Raw genomic sequence first — 15,986 nt, 5'->3', positions numbered from 1 at the left:
TCAACCCCATTCATTCGACCACATGCAACCCACAGACCCAAGCAAATTTACCGACAAAGCATGGGAAGCGATCGTACAGGCACAAGATGTCGTGCGGCGCTATAAACACCAGAACCTAGAAGTTGAGCATCTGGCGATCAGTTTGCTAGAGCAACAAGATAGCTTAGCTGGCAAGATTTTTACTAGGGCTGGGATCGATGCAACGCGGCTGTGGCAGCAGGTGGATGAATACACGCGCCGCCAGCCCAAGGTGGGCACGAGCGAGCAGCTTTATCTGGGTCGCTACCTCGATACGATGCTCGATCGCGCTGAAGCGGCTCGCGCTAGTCTGCAAGATGATTTTATTTCTATCGAGCATTTTCTGGTTGGGTTCTCTAACGATCCGCGCTTGGGAATGCGGATTTTGCGGACGTTTAATGTCGATAGTGCCAAACTCGATACGGCGATTCGAGAGGTGCGGGGCAGCCAGAAAGTGACGGATCAAAGCCCGGAGTCTAAATATTCTGCTTTAGAAAAATTTGGGCGAGATTTAACCGAGCATGCGAGAGAAGGCAAAATCGATCCGGTAATCGGGCGGGATGAAGAAATTCGCCGGGTGATTCAGGTGCTATCTCGCCGAACGAAGAATAATCCGGTACTGATCGGTGAACCGGGCGTGGGCAAAACTGCGATCGCAGAAGGGTTGGCGCAACGTATTATCAATAACGATGTGCCCGAATCTCTCAAAGGTCGAACCTTAATTTCGCTCGATATGGGTTCTCTGATCGCGGGGGCAAAATATCGCGGCGAGTTTGAAGATCGGCTACGCGCCGTGCTGAAAGAAGTGATCCATTCTGATGGGCAAGTCGTTCTATTTATTGACGAACTGCATACCGTCGTGGGGGCGGGCGCAACGCAGGGCAACATGGATGCGGGCAACTTGCTCAAGCCGATGTTGGCGCGGGGAGAATTGCGCTGCATCGGGGCAACGACGATTGATGAGTATCGCAAATATATTGAGAAAGATGCGGCATTGGAACGGCGGTTTCAACAAGTGGTGATCGATCAGCCGTCGGTGGACGATACCATTTCGATCTTGCGAGGGCTGAAGGAGCGCTATGAAGTCCATCATGGCGTCAACATTACCGATTCTGCCTTAGTTGCCGCCGCGACTTTATCGAGCCGATATATCAGCGATCGCTTCTTGCCCGACAAAGCCATCGACCTGGTAGACGAGGCGGCTGCCAAACTCAAGATGGAAATTACCTCCAAGCCAACCGAGCTAGAGCAGATCGAGCGTCGCCTCAGACAACTTGAGATGGAAAAGTTATCTATTGAAGGCGAAAACAAAGCGAGCGTTACGGGCTTGGTGCGATCGTCAAAAGATCGGCTAGAGCGCATCGAACAAGAAATCGCCGAACTGCAACCGAGGCAAGACGAGTTTGATTCGCAGTGGCAAAACGAGAAGCAAATTCTAGAAAAAATTAAATCTCTTAAAGAAGAAGAAGAGCAGTTGCGGCTGCAAATCGAGCAGGCAGAACGGGCCTATGATCTCAATACAGCCGCGCAGTTAAAATATGGTCGCTTGGAAGCAGTGCAGCACGATCGCGAGACTCAAGAAGCTGAACTGCTAGAAATGCAGGCAGATGGAACCTCACTGCTGCGAGAGCAGGTGACAGAGGCAGATATTGCCGAAATCGTGGCGAAGTGGACTGGCATTCCGGTGAATCGATTGCTGGAAACCGAACGGCAGAAACTCTTGAACTTGGAACATCACTTGCATGAGCGGGTGATTGGTCAGCAAGACGCTGTAGAAGCTGTTGCGGCTGCCATTCGCCGCGCCCGATCGGGCATGAAAGATCCCGGTCGCCCGATCGGATCGTTCTTGTTTTTAGGACCAACAGGAGTCGGGAAAACAGAACTTGCCAAAGCCCTCGCACAGTTCTTGTTCGATTCGGAAGAGGCGATGGTACGGCTCGACATGTCTGAATACATGGAAAAGCATTCTGTATCGCGTCTTATCGGTGCGCCTCCGGGCTATGTTGGCTACGACGAAGGCGGACAGCTTTCTGAGGCAATTCGCCGGAAGCCTTATTCTGTGGTGCTGTTGGATGAAGTCGAGAAAGCGAATCCGGATGTGTTCAACATTTTGCTTCAAGTTCTCGATGACGGGCGCATTACCGATTCTCAAGGTCGCACCGTTGACTTTACCAATGCTGTTATCGTCATGACTAGCAACATCGGAAGTGAATACATTCTCGATGTCTCTGGTGATGACTCTCAGTACGAAGAAATGCAGAAACGAGTGATGAGTGCATTACGCAAACATTTTCGACCAGAGTTTCTCAATCGCATTGATGATACGATTTTGTTTCATGCGCTCAACCGTGCGGAACTTGGAGAAATCGTTGGGCTGCAATTGGTGCGAATTCAGGCGCTGCTATCTGATCAAAAAATTCTGTTAGAACTGACAACGGCGGCTCGCAATCATGTTGCAGAGTTGGGCTACGACCCAACCTATGGGGCGCGTCCGCTCAAGCGAGCGATCCAACGAGAGGTGCAGAACCCGATTGCTACAAAATTGCTCGAAAACACCTTTGTCGAGGGGGATACGATCGTGATTGATCTTGTAGATGGAAAGCTTGCTTTTACCAAAAAGTCTTTAGCGACGAGCACTTCAGCCTCGATACCGTCTGTTGTTTCTGTCGTGGAATCTTAATCAGCGATGCTACGAGCCGAGGGTGTTGTGGGTTCGGTTGAGGTTTATGATTGTCGAAACTGTGATTTGTTAGAGATTGAGACTGGCGATCGCATTCAAGAAAATAATATGTTGGGTAAGAAATTTCGTTTGCGATTTCTTTGGCTAAAGGGTTAAGCGAAGTAATTCTTATTTTCTTGCGCGACGATCGCCGCGTAATGTTTGAAATGCCTCTTCTACTTTTTTGGGTAGCGTTGTAAATCGGATCTGAAAACTAGTTTCGCTTTCTGCGTCTTTAGTGATCGCTTTAGCATAAATGTCATCCATCACTTCTGAACCAAAAAACACTCTCAGCTTGAGATTGCTTAATGGTGGTGGACTTTTCATCCCATCGATCTCAGCGCCTTTGCTCGATAGCTTGGTCAACATTCCAGATATCCGTTCGCCTGCCAAATGCTTTCCTTCTAAGATTTCATACTCCAGCGCGATCGCATCTTTTAGCACAACAACTACATCGCGCTCCTCTGGCAAAAACACGCTGTAAGGCTCACCAATACCACTGACATCGTAGAGCGGCACTGCCTGACTCACCCCCTTTAAAAAGGCTTGCGTTTGCCCGCTAAGCTGCACCACAGATTGCACCTCATCGTAGGTTGTCTGCGAAATGAGGAGTTGTCCACCAACGGTGAATGACTCGATCCGAGCCGCCAAATTAACATGGCTGCCAATCGCCGTGTACTTTGCCAACTCTTCAGAACCAATGTTGCCGATCACCGCTTCTCCGGTGTTGATCCCAATGCCAATCTCTAGTGTTGGTAAGCTCAGCGCTTGCGATCGCTGATTCACCGTTTCCATCGCAAGTTGCATTGCGATCGCACACGCTACGGCCCGATGGGAATCATTGTCTTGCTGAAGCGGCGCACCAAAGAAGACAACAATGCCATCGCCTGTAATATCGTTAATGGTTCCGTTATATTGTTGAATCACTTTTGTGATGATGTCTAAATACATGTTTAACAACAGAACAACTTGTTCCGGTGGAAGCTGTTCTGAAATGCTAGTAAAGCCACGAATATCACACATTAGAATGGTAATTTTTCGCTTCTCTCCAATTAGTTTCAAGCCTTCCGGCGTTTCGAGCAGGTTTGAAACCACTTCGTTGGTGAGATAGCGTCCGAGGGTTTTTCTCAGTTCAGCCGCGCTTTGAGCCAAGTACGCTGTCACTGCGATCGCAGATCCAGTCAGGGCTAAAAACGGCGGAACAACCGGAACCCAAACGCTTTGCAAAAAGGCAAGATAGGTTAGCCCAAACAGACCGACACTTGCGACCAACAAGCTCAGCAAGATTTTTAGCGATTGAAAATGGGGTGTCAGCAGGCGATCGCGCATTGTTTCCGTGCCTTTTTCTGCGGCGCAGTGCAACGCAAATCGCTGTTGCCACACCAATAATGCACCCACAAATGCCCATCCAATGATCCACATCCCTTCTTGCCCCTCCGACCAGGTGCGGAGAAACGGACGCTGGTTTAGCACCGAACGCAGAACTTGACTGACCAACTCACCATGAAGCTCAACGCCGGGGGTAGGATGGCGCAACTGCTGCCAGCGCACGCTATAGGGCGTCTCAAAAAAATCATTCAAGCTCTCTGCCGTCGAGCCGATCAACACAACGCGATCGCGGAATTTTTCTGGCGCAACGGTGTCTTGCAAAACCTGGCTGATGGGGATGACATCAAAGCGATCGCTGCCCTGATAGTTGAGTAAGATCTGATATCCAGCGGCTTCTGCCCTCACGTATCCGCCATCATCCGCCTCAAACGGCACCAGTTCCGTCTGCCCTAATTTAATGCGTCCGCTCTCGGTCGCTTCTGGCTCAATACCTTCCTTCTGCAAATACAGAAGCGAGAGGGCAAACGCTAAACTTAAATGCTCTTGCGGTTCATGCCTAGCTGCGTCAGGCTCTGCCGCGTTTCCACACGGCAGCTTGCAAGCATCGCTGATCGACAACAACCCCCGACGCAGCTTTCCGTCTCCATCTAAAACCAAATCATTAGCGGCGACCTGACCTAATTTTTTTAGCACAGGCGGCGGCGCAACCGTGCCAATGCCATTTCTGCCCACTACTTTCTGGATGCCAACCAGATTGGGGGTCGATTTGAACAGGCTCGTTAAGTCAGCGTAGCCTGTGCCAACGGGCAAATCTCGGTATAGATCTAGCCCGATCGCCCTAGGCTGCTGCTGCTTAATTTTCTTGAGCACTGTTGCCAATGTTTGGTCGGGCAGCGGAAAGCCATAGGTTTGAATATCTGCTTCAGTGACACCTACGATCGTAATTCGCGGATCTTTTGGCTCTTCTGGGCGCAACCGGAAATATTGATCGAGGGATGTCCATTCAAGCGGTTGCAACATCCCTGTGAGGCGCACTAAGACGACTAATCCAGCTACACTAGGCGCAGCAATCAGAACGCCGCGCCACTGCCAAACAATCCGCTTTACGTTTTTCAGCATTGGAAGAGATAGGTAGGCTCACTGCTCAATTAATCCCGCCTGGAGCTTAATTCAAACGGAATGAAGGGCAATCATGCCTATGAGAATCTTTCACAGTGCATCAAACAACTACATCAAACAAGGGCATCAAACAGGGTATAAAATCGCGTACTGTGCTCGCCTCACATGCCTAACAAATCATCTAACTGATCTAGCGCTTCACACGACACAGACTGACTATCTCGATCTCTCGAAGCAAGGCGAAGCGAATCGATCGCGCGTTGAGGTTGAGCCGAACCGGGGATTCCAGTTCCATTCATGCGCCCATACAGATAATCATCTGCATACTTTCGGAACACCGCTTCGATCGCTGCCCTGGCATTTTTTAAACCCCACTCAGCGGCGATCAGTTCTGCCTTGTCGATTACATCTTTGCTCAGCCTTACTTTGTTGTCATACATAGTTGCAGTCCCTCCGCGATCGGAAACAGCCCCCGCACGTTTGCAAACTGAGGATCGGGCATGACCGCAAAAAGTTGGCGACCGGCAAGGCGTTCGGAGATCAGATGGGAACTTCCCCCTGTGACTAAAAACCGAGTCACTCGTGCCATGTAGGGTGTGTATTGAGCTTTCACGGTTTGAAAAATGCCCTTAAACCAAGGATCGAGATATTCTTCGAGCCAAAGCGACCAGGACAACCCAGTATCGGCATAGGTGTGTCCAGCTTTGAAGCCATCCATGACGATCGCAGGGTCAGCCGTTGTGCCTAGAAGATCTGCCAAGCGGCGATCAAAGCTAATGGCAGTCGCCAGTTCATAAGACCCACCGCGATCCATGACGTTCTCATCAATCACGTCTCCTTCTGCGTCGATCAGGCGGGATAGCCAAGTGCCGCCGCCAATATCTATCACAATCGTATACCCACTATCAGGAATGATCCCCAACTGTTGAGCATAGCGATAGGAACCAATCCCTTCCCGTTCGACTTCTACATGATCTACTGTGACGCGGTAGGGAATACCGTTCCGTTTAAATTCATGAATGCCGAGAAGTTGCGATCGCAGTGCATCGGCATTTCTCATGAGATCAGGGGTCGAAACATAAAGCTGGAGCGGGTAATGACAAATCTCTTCTTTGCGCTCTGGTTCTAAACACGCATACAAATGCAGGCGAGCTAATTCAACTTTATTCTCAACAACGGTTTGCTGCTGCCTGCGGTACTTGTAAGCTTGCGTGCCAAAGTGGTAACGTGAGCCATCAGGCAACTCTACTAAAGGAGAACTCTCCGAGTAACGAACGGGATCGCGACCTTGAGGAAGCTGAAACCTAACGGATCGAATGGCTCTTGGGTGCCCTGCGCCGTCCCAAAATTTCAGGTCATAATTTCCAGCATCGAGAGCAATTGTCCTACCCGTTTCCGAAAAATTGGTTCGGCAAGTCCCCCCCAGTGCGATCGCATCTTTTCTCACGCTTGTCTGTCGAGTTCCAAAGGGCATAGCTTTCTCCTCAAGGATTATGTAGAGCTTCTGTTACCTGGCAGCCAGTTTGTTAGTACACAAGTACTATATTGAACTTCGGTAATTCTGTCAACCCAAGCAGAAAACTGAAACGTAAGCAAGCGCAGAAACTGACTCGCAGAGATTCCTCAAAATGGTATACTGGGGCTGCAAGGGCGATTAGCACAGTGGTAGCGCACTTCCTTCACACGGAAGGGGTCACTGGTTCGAGTCCAGTATCGCCCATTCCTGATAAGTCAATAGTTTCAGCATTCCTGACAGGGCGCTGGTTCTGTTTGGAGAGATCCCTAAAATGCCACGAAACGCTATAAAGACGCCATCTCCCTTTCCGAGCAAGCTGGTCAAACCGTTGTCGCGATCTAGAAGCTTAGGAGGCATGTAGAAACAACTTGAGCAATCAAGGAGTTTTTCTGTTGCCGCGATCGCAGTTGCTTGCGTCAGTAATGCGATCGTTGCAGTCAATAAGGCTTGCTGTGATCCTCCTTGAACTGCTGTATCGATGAAGTACCCCAAGATTTGCGGGTTGATGATTTGCAAGGCAATGCTGCTGAGCAGTGCGATCGCCAAGCTAATCACGCGCCCTTGCTGCGGTTTAAGATAGCCTGCCAAGAGCGTTCCGTATTGTTGAAGGGGAATCGGCATAGCAGCAGCAACTCAAAACCTGGGTCTATTGGAGCCATCAATGCTCGCTCAGCAGCTTATTGTAAAGCGTACTCTCGTGTCAGCCGATTTTGGCTCCTAGCGGGAGTTTTTTGGCTTCTAAACGGAATTTTTAGGGGTTGAGCGCGATCGTCATCGCTTTTGAACTCTAGCAATTGAAAATAATTCTTAATTAATACCTTGGTTGCCTCATCCATTACAAGCCAAGCGGCGTTGGTGCGATCGCACTCAACCTAGAGTATAATCGTACTGCTGAGTTCTCCTCGCCGCCATGACTCAACAACTGCTCAACCGAGAAGAGGATGCAGAGCAAGATGGTGCAGAAATCGTCACCGAGCTTGACATCAGCCACCTGGTGATTGAGGACGATACGCCTGTGGACAACTTTCAGTCTGCTCAGCAGCAGCGATTGCTGATCGATGCGCTCTACAGTTCCAGAGCCGTTCCCTTACCCTTCATTGCCGAAGCTGATGTAGGGCTATTCTACAAACTCAAGGGCGACCCGATTGTGCCCGATGTGTTGCTGAGTCTGGGTGTGCAGCGGGCAGAAGACCTGTCCGAACGGCGCAATCGTTCTTATTTCGTTTGGGAGTTTGGCAAAGTTCCCGATGTTTGCGTTGAGATTGTCTCCAACCAGGAAGGCGATGAACTGAGCTTGAGTCAGAAGTCGCGGCAAAAGGGCAAGGTCGCGAGTAAGAAAGAGACCTACGCACAAGTGGGAGTGCCGTACTATGTTGTCTTCGACCCACTTCAACAAACTCAGGGTGAGGCGGAAATGAATGGCGCATTGCTGCGCGTGTGGACGCTGCAATCTGGGCGTTACGTGGAAGTGACCTCGGCAGTAGGCATTGTGCAGGTGGGGCAATCGGTCTGGTTGGAAACGAGCGAGCTAGGGTTAACGCTGTGGGAAGGGCAATTTGAAGAGGAAGTAACGCGGCTGTGGTTGCGCTGGTGCGATGCTCAAGGACAGGTGATTTTGACTGGGGCAGAACGGGCTGATCAGGAGCGGCAAGCTCGATTGGATGCAGTTGGGCGCTTACGATCGCTCAATCTCACCCCAGTCCAGATTGCCGAGGCGTTGAGCTTGTCAGAGGAGGAAGTGCGATCGGCGCTAGAGCGTTAAGCTGGCTGGTCTAAAAAGTACTTGAATAGATCATCTACAACTAGATTGGCTGCGATCGGCCCGTTTCCGAACCAGTAGAGCGATGGCACTTCATAGATCTGATTGCGCTGCACCACCTCTAGGGTTGACCAAAGCGGATCGGACTGCAACCGTTTGAGTGCTACCTGGGCACTGCGAGCAATATCTGAGGTATGCCCGTATGTCCACACAAACATCATGTCGCTTTCTAAAACATGAATCAGTTCCTTGTTGACCTGTTCCTGGTTTTGTCCTCTGGGTGCTTTATCTTGCGCTGGTGGGCGTTTCAGTCCTGCCTCTGCCAAGATTGACCCGGAGAATGATGTTTTAAGGTAAAAGGAAATTCCATTCGGGTAAATCCGAACTAGAGAGATTTTAACGTGATTGAGGCGATCGCCCATTCTAGCTTTGAACTCTGCCAATCGAGCATCATAGTTGGTTAGCACCTGCTTTGCTTCCTGCTCTTTTCCCAACGCCTCAGCAAACTTGAGAAAGGCTGGTTTCCATTGCCCATCAGACTCAGGGATCACCACAACCATTGGTACAACCTGCGATAGATGTTGGTAGGTCAGTGAATTGCCCCAAGCCACTTCTAAAATTAAATCAGGTTTGAGGCTTAGCACCGCTTCTAAACTGGGACCTGTCTCCTTAACTCCCACATACTTAATCGCTTCAGCTTCAGCCTGAGTTAGATAAGGCTTAAGGTAAGGTTTCATCTCCGCCGTTGTGCCAAATGGTTTAACGCCTAGAGCAACCAACCCATCTAGTTCTGCACCCAAAACTACAACCCGCTTAGGATTCAGTGGTACGCAAGTTTCTCCCAAATCATGTTTAACAACTCGGCATTCAGAGGTTGGTAGCTTGCCATTTGGAGCAAGGACTTTTTGAGCAGGCAGCTTGTGACAAGCTATCACCATCACTAAGGTAAGTCCCAGAAGAACAGAAAGGCGAAGAAAATGATGCAGAGATTTGCTCATTACGATGTTCAGCAAAGATGGCAATTTCAAGGGCTAGAAGTTAACTGAGAGTGAGCCTACAACTGTAAAGGGCGCCCCAGGGACAACTGAAACTCTGCCGTAATTGATCGACTCAAAGGAGTTTACATCAAATAGGTTTTTAAGGTTAATGGCGGCTTTCCAGTTGTCTCGCTGATAGAAAATGGCAGCATCAGTCCGAAAATAGCTGGGCAGTGTATAGCTGCTGTCTAAATCACCTGGTCTTGCATCAACATAGAATAGTCCCAACCCAAAGCCGAGTCCTCTTAAATTGCCCCGCTGAATTTCGTAGGTTGTCCAGAGGCTGGCTTTATGTTGCGGAACTAAAGCGGCTGTAGCACCCACAGGTAGATCGTTGCTTTTTGTGATTTCAGCATTCGTGTAACTGTAGGAGGTCAAGATCCTCCATCCCGGTAGAATTTCACCGGCAATATCGAGTTCAATTCCACGATTTCTCTGCTCCCCGATCGCGAGAGAAAAGCCTTCATTCGCCAAATCAGGCGTAGCAATATTGGTTTTAGTGATTTGGTAAAGCGCTAACGTGGCTGAGAGCCTGCGATTCAAGTCTGCTTTGATCCCGACTTCATATTGTGTACCTCGTTCTGGCTCTAATAACGAGCCGTCTACACGCTGACCAAAACTGGGGACAAATGAGCGACTATAGCTGGCATAGAGCGAGATCGGTTGAATGGGCTGGTAAACAATCCCAATTCGGGGAGTGAATGCCTGATCACTCTGACCCGATTCAGAGACCTCGCTTTCATCGAAAGGAAGAAACTCACTTTTCTGATCCACGACATCAAACCGACCGCCTACCAGCAGTTTGAGGTTGTCTGCAAGTGCAATCTGGTCTTGTAGAAAAACGCCCAAGGAATCTGTTTTAGTAACAGAATTAAATCCTGTTCGAGTGGCTGGATCGTTAAGAGCAGAGGGTTGCAGAAAACTGTAAATTGGGTCAAAGATATTAATCGTTGGAGTGAGTCCTCCCCGTAGCTGAGTTCGGGTGAAATCCTGGGTTTGTCTAAAGAAATCCAATCCCAGCAGAAGTGTATGTTGAACCGAACCCGTTGCGAATTTGCCAACAAGCTCTGTTTGTAACGAATAAATTCTACTATCGGTATCATTCGATCGATAATTTCGCAATAACTCACCCGTTGACTCATCTAATCCCAACGGCTCAGCCCGAAAATTCAGGCTATCTTGTGAGCCAAACCGAAAGACATTGCGGAGGGTTAGATTTTCACTAAAGCGATGCTCTAGCCGATAACCCACATTAAAATCCTTGATTTCAGAATTATCATCGGGTTCGCCTAGAAATCTGCTCCTTGGAATATCTGCAATCCCCCGACCAAACGCCACCAAACCACGATCGAAGGTGCGATCGTCATACAGATAATTCAGATTCAGTGACAGGGTTGTATTGTTGCCAATTTTGAAATCTAAAACAGGTTCTATAAAGAATCGCTGACTATCTACGAAATCACGGAAACTACCAGCATTTTCATAAGCAGCATTCAGTCGATAGAGAACTGTTTTCTCTGGATTGAGAGGACCTGAAAAATCGATCGTGGGGCGGTAAAAGCTGAAGCTTCCTGCCGAGAAATCAGCAAAGTAGTAAGGTTCTCGCAAGGGTCTTTTTGAGACCAAATTGATAACGCCTCCGGGCTGAACGTTGCCAAACAAAATCGAGGCTGGTCCTTTAAGAACTTCTATCTGTTCAACGCTAGTAGTTTCTCTCAACCCATTGAGATCTATCAAACCATCTCTAAGAATAGTCGCAGCATCAAACCCTCTGATATTAAGCTGATCATCAGTCTGCCCAAACCCCCCGCTCTGCACAACCCCACTAACATTCCGCAGTGCATCAGTGAGTCGAATCACAGACTGGTCTTTTAGCACCTGTTGAGGAATGACCTGAATCGACTGAGGAATATCGCGAATTGGCGTATCAGTTCTGGTACCAGTAGCGGCATTCGGCACCCGATAACTATTCTGTTCACCCGTCACCACAATTTCCTCATCGGGTTCTGACTCTTCCGGGTTGAGGCTATAGGCAAACTCGCCCGTTCTCAACGTGATGTCTGTAGTCGGCAGGGCATTGGTTCCAGTCACAATAACACTAATATTGCTAGCACTCACCTGTGTCACGTTGACGGCTGTAATCCCCGTTACCGGATTTTCTGAGCGAAACTCATTCCCTTCTGGTAATGTCAGCACTGCATTGGGAATGTCGGCAATTAGACTGTTCCCTTCGCTGCGAAATTTTGTAGCATCGACCTGCAAAGGCTTACCTTCAGCAGTTTGCAGCACAATTTCCAATCCAGTGTCGGTACGGTTGAGATTGACTCCAGTGACTTGCACTGTAGCGGCTTCGATTTGTGCAACCCATTCTCTGAGAGTCGTGGCGGAACGTGAGAAATGATGTTGCCGAGTTGTGGAGATTGTTGGAGTGAAGGGGGTTAAATGAAGAGGCTTTTGCTGTTTTGAATCAAGCTGTGCCCATCCTGGCAATGTCCACGCGATCGCACTGCTAGAGACTACTCCCATCAACATCAATTGGGTTGATACAGAAAATTTTCTCACGTTCATTCCTACTCCACACTCTTACGAACTCTTGTGCCGTCTCGATTCCCAAATAGTTGAGAAACTGTTTCAAGAGTATAGAGAGAAGCTCGGTGTAACTAAATAGGTTGCTGATGGCTAGGCGGAGTTTTTTGATGGCTAGACGGAGAAATTAGCGATGTTGCCGAACGGTTACTTTGATACTGCCGTGCATAGTGACTAGGATTCAGCCCAAATTTCTTGCGAAAGGCTGCGGCAAAATGACTTCGATCGACATATCCAATTTGATGAGCTACTTCACCCACACTCATTTCACGGGTTTGCAAAAGGGATTGTGCCTGCTGCAACCGATAATCATGCAAATAGCCGAAAACGGTTGTCCCAAACACTTGACGGAATCCTTGCTTGAGTTTGTGGTCATTGATAGCAACTTGTCGGGCAAGTTCTAACAAAGAGGGAGGATCGATAAGATTGGCAATCAAAATATCTCTTGCTTGATGAATGCGATCGAGGTCGTCTGATTTTAGAAAAATTTGTGGGGTTAGGGTTCGTGACTGATCGCGCAACTGCTCGAACTGCAACGTCATTAATTCCAACGCTTTCCCTTCTAAGTAAAATCGCTGCATAATTCCACTGTAGGAACAATTTAGAATTTGATGAGCGATCGCTTTCATAGCAGGGGTCATTCTGCCTGAGTAATAGTATGGTTGAATCGTTCCCTCTGCTGCCTGCTGTACTTCAAGGGGCAAAGGAGACAGTTGCTCTGGTGTAAAATTCTTTAGAAAGTGCTGAGGCTCAAACCAGATCTGAAGCCGAGTCAAGCACTCTCCTCCAACCCATTCTTCTGTTTCTGGAGTATCCGAGCAGCAGCTTAAATAGGTTCGTTCTGCAAGCTCATCGACTTGATCAATCACTCCTCGTAACGTTGTCTTCACATCCCCTGATACAAAAAAGCTCAGGACTGACCAAGACGCATTTTTATTCTGCTGTTCAAATAATTTCAAGTCCTGTTCTAGATCGTATCTGTACACTCCTAAACCCAGCCCATCTTGAAGAGAGATTGACCAATCCAGCACTTTACCAACCCAGGGAATATATCCTTGATGTCCCGTTATGAACTCATCATAGTATTCAACAACTTGTCCCGTTTGCTGGCTTTCCTCCCATAGGTCTTTATAGTCTTCCTCTGAGATAGTTTTCGTCATTGCGATCAATCTGTTTAAATTGAGAAATATCGAACAAACGTTTCGGTCAAGGATTGCAAAATATTCTCATTTAAGTAAAACGATTGTCAAGCTCTGCTGAGGTTCAACGGGTGTAAATCATAATTAGTAGAAGTGAGAGCAAACTGGTGCGTTACCGAGCATTGGGCGTTTCTGAAGTTTGGTTTTGGCAAAATTCTCTATCATCTGTGTGAGAGCGGTTATGAGCGAATCTGTCGTAGTGAGCTACTTGGTTTGAAGGACATCGATATCAACTTGGTAATGCAATGTGTATTGATGGCAGAAACCGACGAAATTGAATCCATAAAAAACTGTCCTTGAACTAAAAGCGTAAGAACAGGTACAAAGCTTTCTCGACTAAACTCGCGCCTATTCAGCAACGAGAGCAGCTTGAGATGTATTCACTTGCACAACATCTCGAAGGCGAGCAACCACGAAATCACGTTCTAAATACGACAGCAAGGCTCCTGCCTTGGGTCCGCGCTCCTTGCCTAAAAACGACAAGTAAACAGACTTAAAAGCAACGGGTTGCTGCATCTCCAGTTCTTTTGCTGTTGCAAATAATGTTGTTTGCAGTTCCTCAGCTTCCCAAAGCTTAACATCTGCCAAGCTATGAGTTAGCTGTCTGAGATAAGAGATCTGTTCGTGAGTCAAGTCCTTAACTTTCTCAGGAACCCTATCAAGATAAAGAACCAACTTTTCGTCTTCGTCAGCATAGTCTGCCAGCCATTTTTGAGCAACTGAAATTCTTTGATTTGCAATCTGCCAGTCATACTCACTTAAGGGCTGAGTACTACGTCTTTCAATCTCTTGACGAATATCAAGATGTGGCACTTGCAGTAAAGAAATCAGTGTACTTAGATCAAGTGGATGATAGGGCTTAATCACTCCATCAAGTTGAGCATAAAACAATGGCATTAGATCTTCAGGCAAAGCAGATTCTGGCTGAACATCTGGCGATAAAGCCTGATACTTATCGATTAGAGCATCATAGTCTCTAAATAACCGAGTTGTCGTTTCGTAATTTGGCGCGAAGTTAATGACCGTTTTAGGCTGAGTTCGTAGCATTAAAAATCGAAGTAGCTCAGGAGGAAGCAACTCAGCAATTTCTTTAGCGCTTGAACCGACCCCCTTCGATGAACTCATCTTCGTGCCATTGACCAAAATGAATTCATAGGGTGAATGAAAAGGTGGCTGCTTTCGTAGCACTTTTCGACAGACTGCATTCGCAACATCTCTAGATCCTCCTTTCTGAGAGTGATCTTTACCCGCAAACTCAATGGTGATTCCCAACAGATCCCACTTCGCAACCCATTCAACTTTCCAAGGCAATTTGCCATTACCATCAAAAGGAGAAACCCAGCCTGAATGACCACAACCTTGAACCCAATCTGTTGCATCAGGCTTACAAGTGTAGAAAACTTCTGACCCGTTATAATCCGATACGACAGTTGTTGCAATCTTGCCGCAATTTTCACAAGTAATCTGAAAGGGATACCAGTTATCCGGGCGACGTGCTTTGCTTACTTCTAGATAAGCTTCTCTAACCAAATGAGCGTTTTTGAGGAAGATATCAATGTAAGAATTTAGCCGACCTGAGCGATATAAATCGCGCAAATAATAAACCTCTGGTTTAACCCCCAAATACTCGAAAACCCCTAGAAACTCCCCCATGAAGTATTTTGCATAATCGCTGGCGCTATTGTCTGGTGAGGGAACATTGCACAGGGGAAACCCTAAGTATGGCGCAAACTTCTCTTGATCGAGATAATACGGAACAGTATCGAGCGCATCATAATCATCAACCCCATAGAGGAATTTTGATGGCTTACCAGCATGTTTCAAGGCTCGATAAATCACATCATGGATCACAACTCCTCTCAACGAACCAACATGAACCCTCCCAGATGGGGTCTTTGAATCGTTGACAACTTGATTTTCTTGTGCATCCGCAGCAATCTTATCAGCCCAAAACATGAATTAACCCGTGTGTATACAGCCTTTACATCTTAAAGGAATATCCAGAACTTGACATACTCAGCGATCTAGAGTGAGTCGAGATGAGATGTAAACTTCTGGATTGGATTTAAGCTCGGACTCAGCGGAGAGACTCTGTACGGTCGGCGTGCAACGGGATTGTTAGACCGTGTTGACTTTGCGGAGTTCGACACGACCACCTTCAAAAACCTGCATTTTTAGCTCACAACCTTCCATCAATGACATACCAACGAGAGGGTCTGAATCAGTTTCGTCTACTGGAATGGTCAGCAAGGTGTCATCCCAAACGACAACCGCTTCGTAAACTTTGAAAACACACTCACTGCCATGTCCAAGAATTGCCCGTCCTCGCCGTTTCCATGTCAGGTTTAACTCAGCAATCAAATCGGGAGGCAGAGAAAGCCAGTGAATCCTGTATCGATGATCGCATATTGCATAGAGATTTTGTTATCAGCACGACGAATCGAAAGCGGAATAATCGGTTCAAACTCGACGTTAACGAATCCGGTAATCATGCAGTTCTCCGGGTGCGTCCGCCAAATCGACGAACGTGGCGGGAGCCAATGCGAACGATCCAAATTTGAGCATCGGAGTGACGAGCTTCAAGGCGATCGCAAGCCGCAATTTCACTCTGATCCACTTCAAAATCTCCAGTTTTAATGTCGATCGCTACAATGTTGCCACGATCGCTTTCTTGAACTTGAGGACACACCTGAGTTTCATAAAT

Annotated in this window: 15 protein-coding genes and 1 tRNA gene; 4 read left to right on the top strand and 12 right to left on the bottom strand. The window is 47.9% G+C overall.

Annotated elements, in window-relative coordinates; all coding sequences use genetic code 11:
* The first annotated feature begins 22 nt into the window (after positions 1 to 22).
* Positions 23 to 2,698, top strand: a complete 2,676-nt coding sequence (clpB, locus tag GS601_RS00355; RefSeq protein WP_162421164.1) for an ATP-dependent chaperone ClpB — start codon at positions 23 to 25, stop codon at positions 2,696 to 2,698.
* 6 nt (positions 2,699 to 2,704) lie between these two features.
* Entirely contained in the window at positions 2,705 to 2,854 is a 150-nt protein-coding gene (locus GS601_RS00350; protein WP_162421163.1) for a hypothetical protein, read from the top strand.
* A 12-nt stretch (positions 2,855 to 2,866) separates the two neighbouring features.
* Here GS601_RS00350 and GS601_RS00345 read toward each other — a convergent pair whose 3' ends face one another.
* The 3 genes from GS601_RS00345 to GS601_RS00335 form a co-directional block, all read right to left on the bottom strand.
* Entirely contained in the window at positions 2,867 to 5,185 is a 2,319-nt protein-coding gene (locus tag GS601_RS00345; RefSeq protein WP_162421162.1) for a CHASE2 domain-containing protein, read from the bottom strand.
* A 161-nt stretch (positions 5,186 to 5,346) separates the two neighbouring features.
* Positions 5,347 to 5,625, bottom strand: a complete 279-nt coding sequence (locus GS601_RS00340; protein WP_162421161.1) for a hypothetical protein — start codon at positions 5,623 to 5,625, stop codon at positions 5,347 to 5,349.
* Entirely contained in the window at positions 5,607 to 6,659 is a 1,053-nt protein-coding gene (locus GS601_RS00335) for a ParM/StbA family protein (protein ID WP_162421160.1), read from the bottom strand. Before GS601_RS00335 ends, GS601_RS00340 begins: the two co-directional genes overlap by 19 nt.
* Before the next feature lie 174 nt (positions 6,660 to 6,833).
* Between GS601_RS00335 and GS601_RS00330 the strand changes: the two genes are divergently transcribed.
* A tRNA-Val gene (locus GS601_RS00330) sits at positions 6,834 to 6,905 on the top strand.
* Here the strand turns inward: GS601_RS00330 and GS601_RS22775 are convergent.
* Complete coding sequence (locus GS601_RS22775; RefSeq protein ID WP_202924761.1) at positions 6,879 to 7,322, bottom strand: hypothetical protein; 444 nt, start codon at positions 7,320 to 7,322, stop codon at positions 6,879 to 6,881. The genes GS601_RS00330 and GS601_RS22775 overlap by 27 nt on opposite strands.
* 56 nt (positions 7,323 to 7,378) lie before the next feature.
* The gene (locus tag GS601_RS00320) at positions 7,379 to 7,537 is read right to left on the bottom strand and encodes a hypothetical protein (RefSeq protein ID WP_162421159.1); all 159 of its coding nucleotides are present in this window, start codon (positions 7,535 to 7,537) and stop codon (positions 7,379 to 7,381) included.
* Positions 7,538 to 7,611: 74 nt separating this feature from the next.
* Here GS601_RS00320 and GS601_RS00315 point away from each other — a divergent pair, with 74 nt between their 5' ends.
* Positions 7,612 to 8,463: a Uma2 family endonuclease gene (locus GS601_RS00315; protein WP_162421158.1), complete on the top strand. Its 852-nt coding sequence runs from the start codon at positions 7,612 to 7,614 to the stop codon at positions 8,461 to 8,463.
* On the opposite strand, the gene GS601_RS00310 is transcribed toward GS601_RS00315, so the two are convergent.
* From GS601_RS00310 to GS601_RS00285, 7 genes are all read right to left on the bottom strand, one after another.
* Positions 8,460 to 9,458, bottom strand: a complete 999-nt coding sequence (locus GS601_RS00310) for an ABC transporter substrate-binding protein (RefSeq protein ID WP_162421157.1) — start codon at positions 9,456 to 9,458, stop codon at positions 8,460 to 8,462. The genes GS601_RS00315 and GS601_RS00310 overlap by 4 nt on opposite strands.
* A gap of 33 nt (positions 9,459 to 9,491) precedes the next feature.
* A complete protein-coding gene (locus tag GS601_RS00305) occupies positions 9,492 to 12,065 on the bottom strand; it encodes a TonB-dependent siderophore receptor (RefSeq protein WP_162421156.1) in 2,574 nt (857 codons plus the stop codon).
* Between the two features lie 92 nt (positions 12,066 to 12,157).
* Complete coding sequence (locus GS601_RS00300) at positions 12,158 to 13,243, bottom strand: helix-turn-helix transcriptional regulator (RefSeq protein ID WP_162421155.1); 1,086 nt, start codon at positions 13,241 to 13,243, stop codon at positions 12,158 to 12,160.
* 387 nt (positions 13,244 to 13,630) lie between these two features.
* Complete coding sequence (gene lysS, locus GS601_RS00295) at positions 13,631 to 15,238, bottom strand: lysine--tRNA ligase (RefSeq protein WP_162421154.1); 1,608 nt, start codon at positions 15,236 to 15,238, stop codon at positions 13,631 to 13,633.
* A gap of 162 nt (positions 15,239 to 15,400) precedes the next feature.
* Positions 15,401 to 15,643 carry a hypothetical protein gene (locus GS601_RS22770; RefSeq protein ID WP_202924760.1) on the bottom strand — a complete coding sequence of 81 codons (243 nt, stop codon included), beginning with the start codon at positions 15,641 to 15,643 and terminating at the stop codon, positions 15,401 to 15,403.
* Positions 15,640 to 15,774 carry a hypothetical protein gene (locus tag GS601_RS23465; protein WP_274381915.1) on the bottom strand — a complete coding sequence of 45 codons (135 nt, stop codon included), beginning with the start codon at positions 15,772 to 15,774 and terminating at the stop codon, positions 15,640 to 15,642. The genes GS601_RS22770 and GS601_RS23465 overlap by 4 nt, the downstream gene beginning before the upstream one ends.
* Positions 15,771 to 15,971, bottom strand: a complete 201-nt coding sequence (locus tag GS601_RS00285; protein WP_338016925.1) for a hypothetical protein — start codon at positions 15,969 to 15,971, stop codon at positions 15,771 to 15,773. The genes GS601_RS23465 and GS601_RS00285 overlap by 4 nt, the downstream gene beginning before the upstream one ends.
* Between the last annotated feature and the right edge of the window lie 15 nt (positions 15,972 to 15,986).

This window comes from Myxacorys almedinensis A, assembly GCF_010091945.1.
GTDB classification, from domain to species: Bacteria; Cyanobacteriota; Cyanobacteriia; order Leptolyngbyales; family Leptolyngbyaceae; genus Myxacorys; species Myxacorys almedinensis.
This window is presented reverse-complemented; position numbering and strand designations above follow the sequence as displayed.

What these genes read in the sequence shown, in the direction of transcription:
- GS601_RS00300 (WP_162421155.1), bottom strand. Translation starts at nt 13,243, where the DNA reads ATGACGAAAACTATCTCAGAGGAAGACTATAAAGACCTATGGGAGGAA.
- GS601_RS00315 (WP_162421158.1), top strand. Translation starts at nt 7,612, where the DNA reads ATGACTCAACAACTGCTCAACCGAGAAGAGGATGCAGAGCAAGATGGT.
- GS601_RS00350 (WP_162421163.1), top strand. Translation starts at nt 2,705, where the DNA reads ATGCTACGAGCCGAGGGTGTTGTGGGTTCGGTTGAGGTTTATGATTGT.
- lysS (WP_162421154.1), bottom strand. Translation starts at nt 15,238, where the DNA reads ATGTTTTGGGCTGATAAGATTGCTGCGGATGCACAAGAAAATCAAGTT.
- GS601_RS22775 (WP_202924761.1), bottom strand. Translation starts at nt 7,322, where the DNA reads ATGCCGATTCCCCTTCAACAATACGGAACGCTCTTGGCAGGCTATCTT.
- GS601_RS00310 (WP_162421157.1), bottom strand. Translation starts at nt 9,458, where the DNA reads ATGAGCAAATCTCTGCATCATTTTCTTCGCCTTTCTGTTCTTCTGGGA.
- GS601_RS00305 (WP_162421156.1), bottom strand. Translation starts at nt 12,065, where the DNA reads ATGAACGTGAGAAAATTTTCTGTATCAACCCAATTGATGTTGATGGGA.
- clpB (WP_162421164.1), top strand. Translation starts at nt 23, where the DNA reads ATGCAACCCACAGACCCAAGCAAATTTACCGACAAAGCATGGGAAGCG.
- GS601_RS00340 (WP_162421161.1), bottom strand. Translation starts at nt 5,625, where the DNA reads ATGTATGACAACAAAGTAAGGCTGAGCAAAGATGTAATCGACAAGGCA.
- GS601_RS00345 (WP_162421162.1), bottom strand. Translation starts at nt 5,185, where the DNA reads ATGCTGAAAAACGTAAAGCGGATTGTTTGGCAGTGGCGCGGCGTTCTG.
- GS601_RS00335 (WP_162421160.1), bottom strand. Translation starts at nt 6,659, where the DNA reads ATGCCCTTTGGAACTCGACAGACAAGCGTGAGAAAAGATGCGATCGCA.
- GS601_RS23465 (WP_274381915.1), bottom strand. Translation starts at nt 15,774, where the DNA reads ATGATTACCGGATTCGTTAACGTCGAGTTTGAACCGATTATTCCGCTT.
- GS601_RS00320 (WP_162421159.1), bottom strand. Translation starts at nt 7,537, where the DNA reads ATGGATGAGGCAACCAAGGTATTAATTAAGAATTATTTTCAATTGCTA.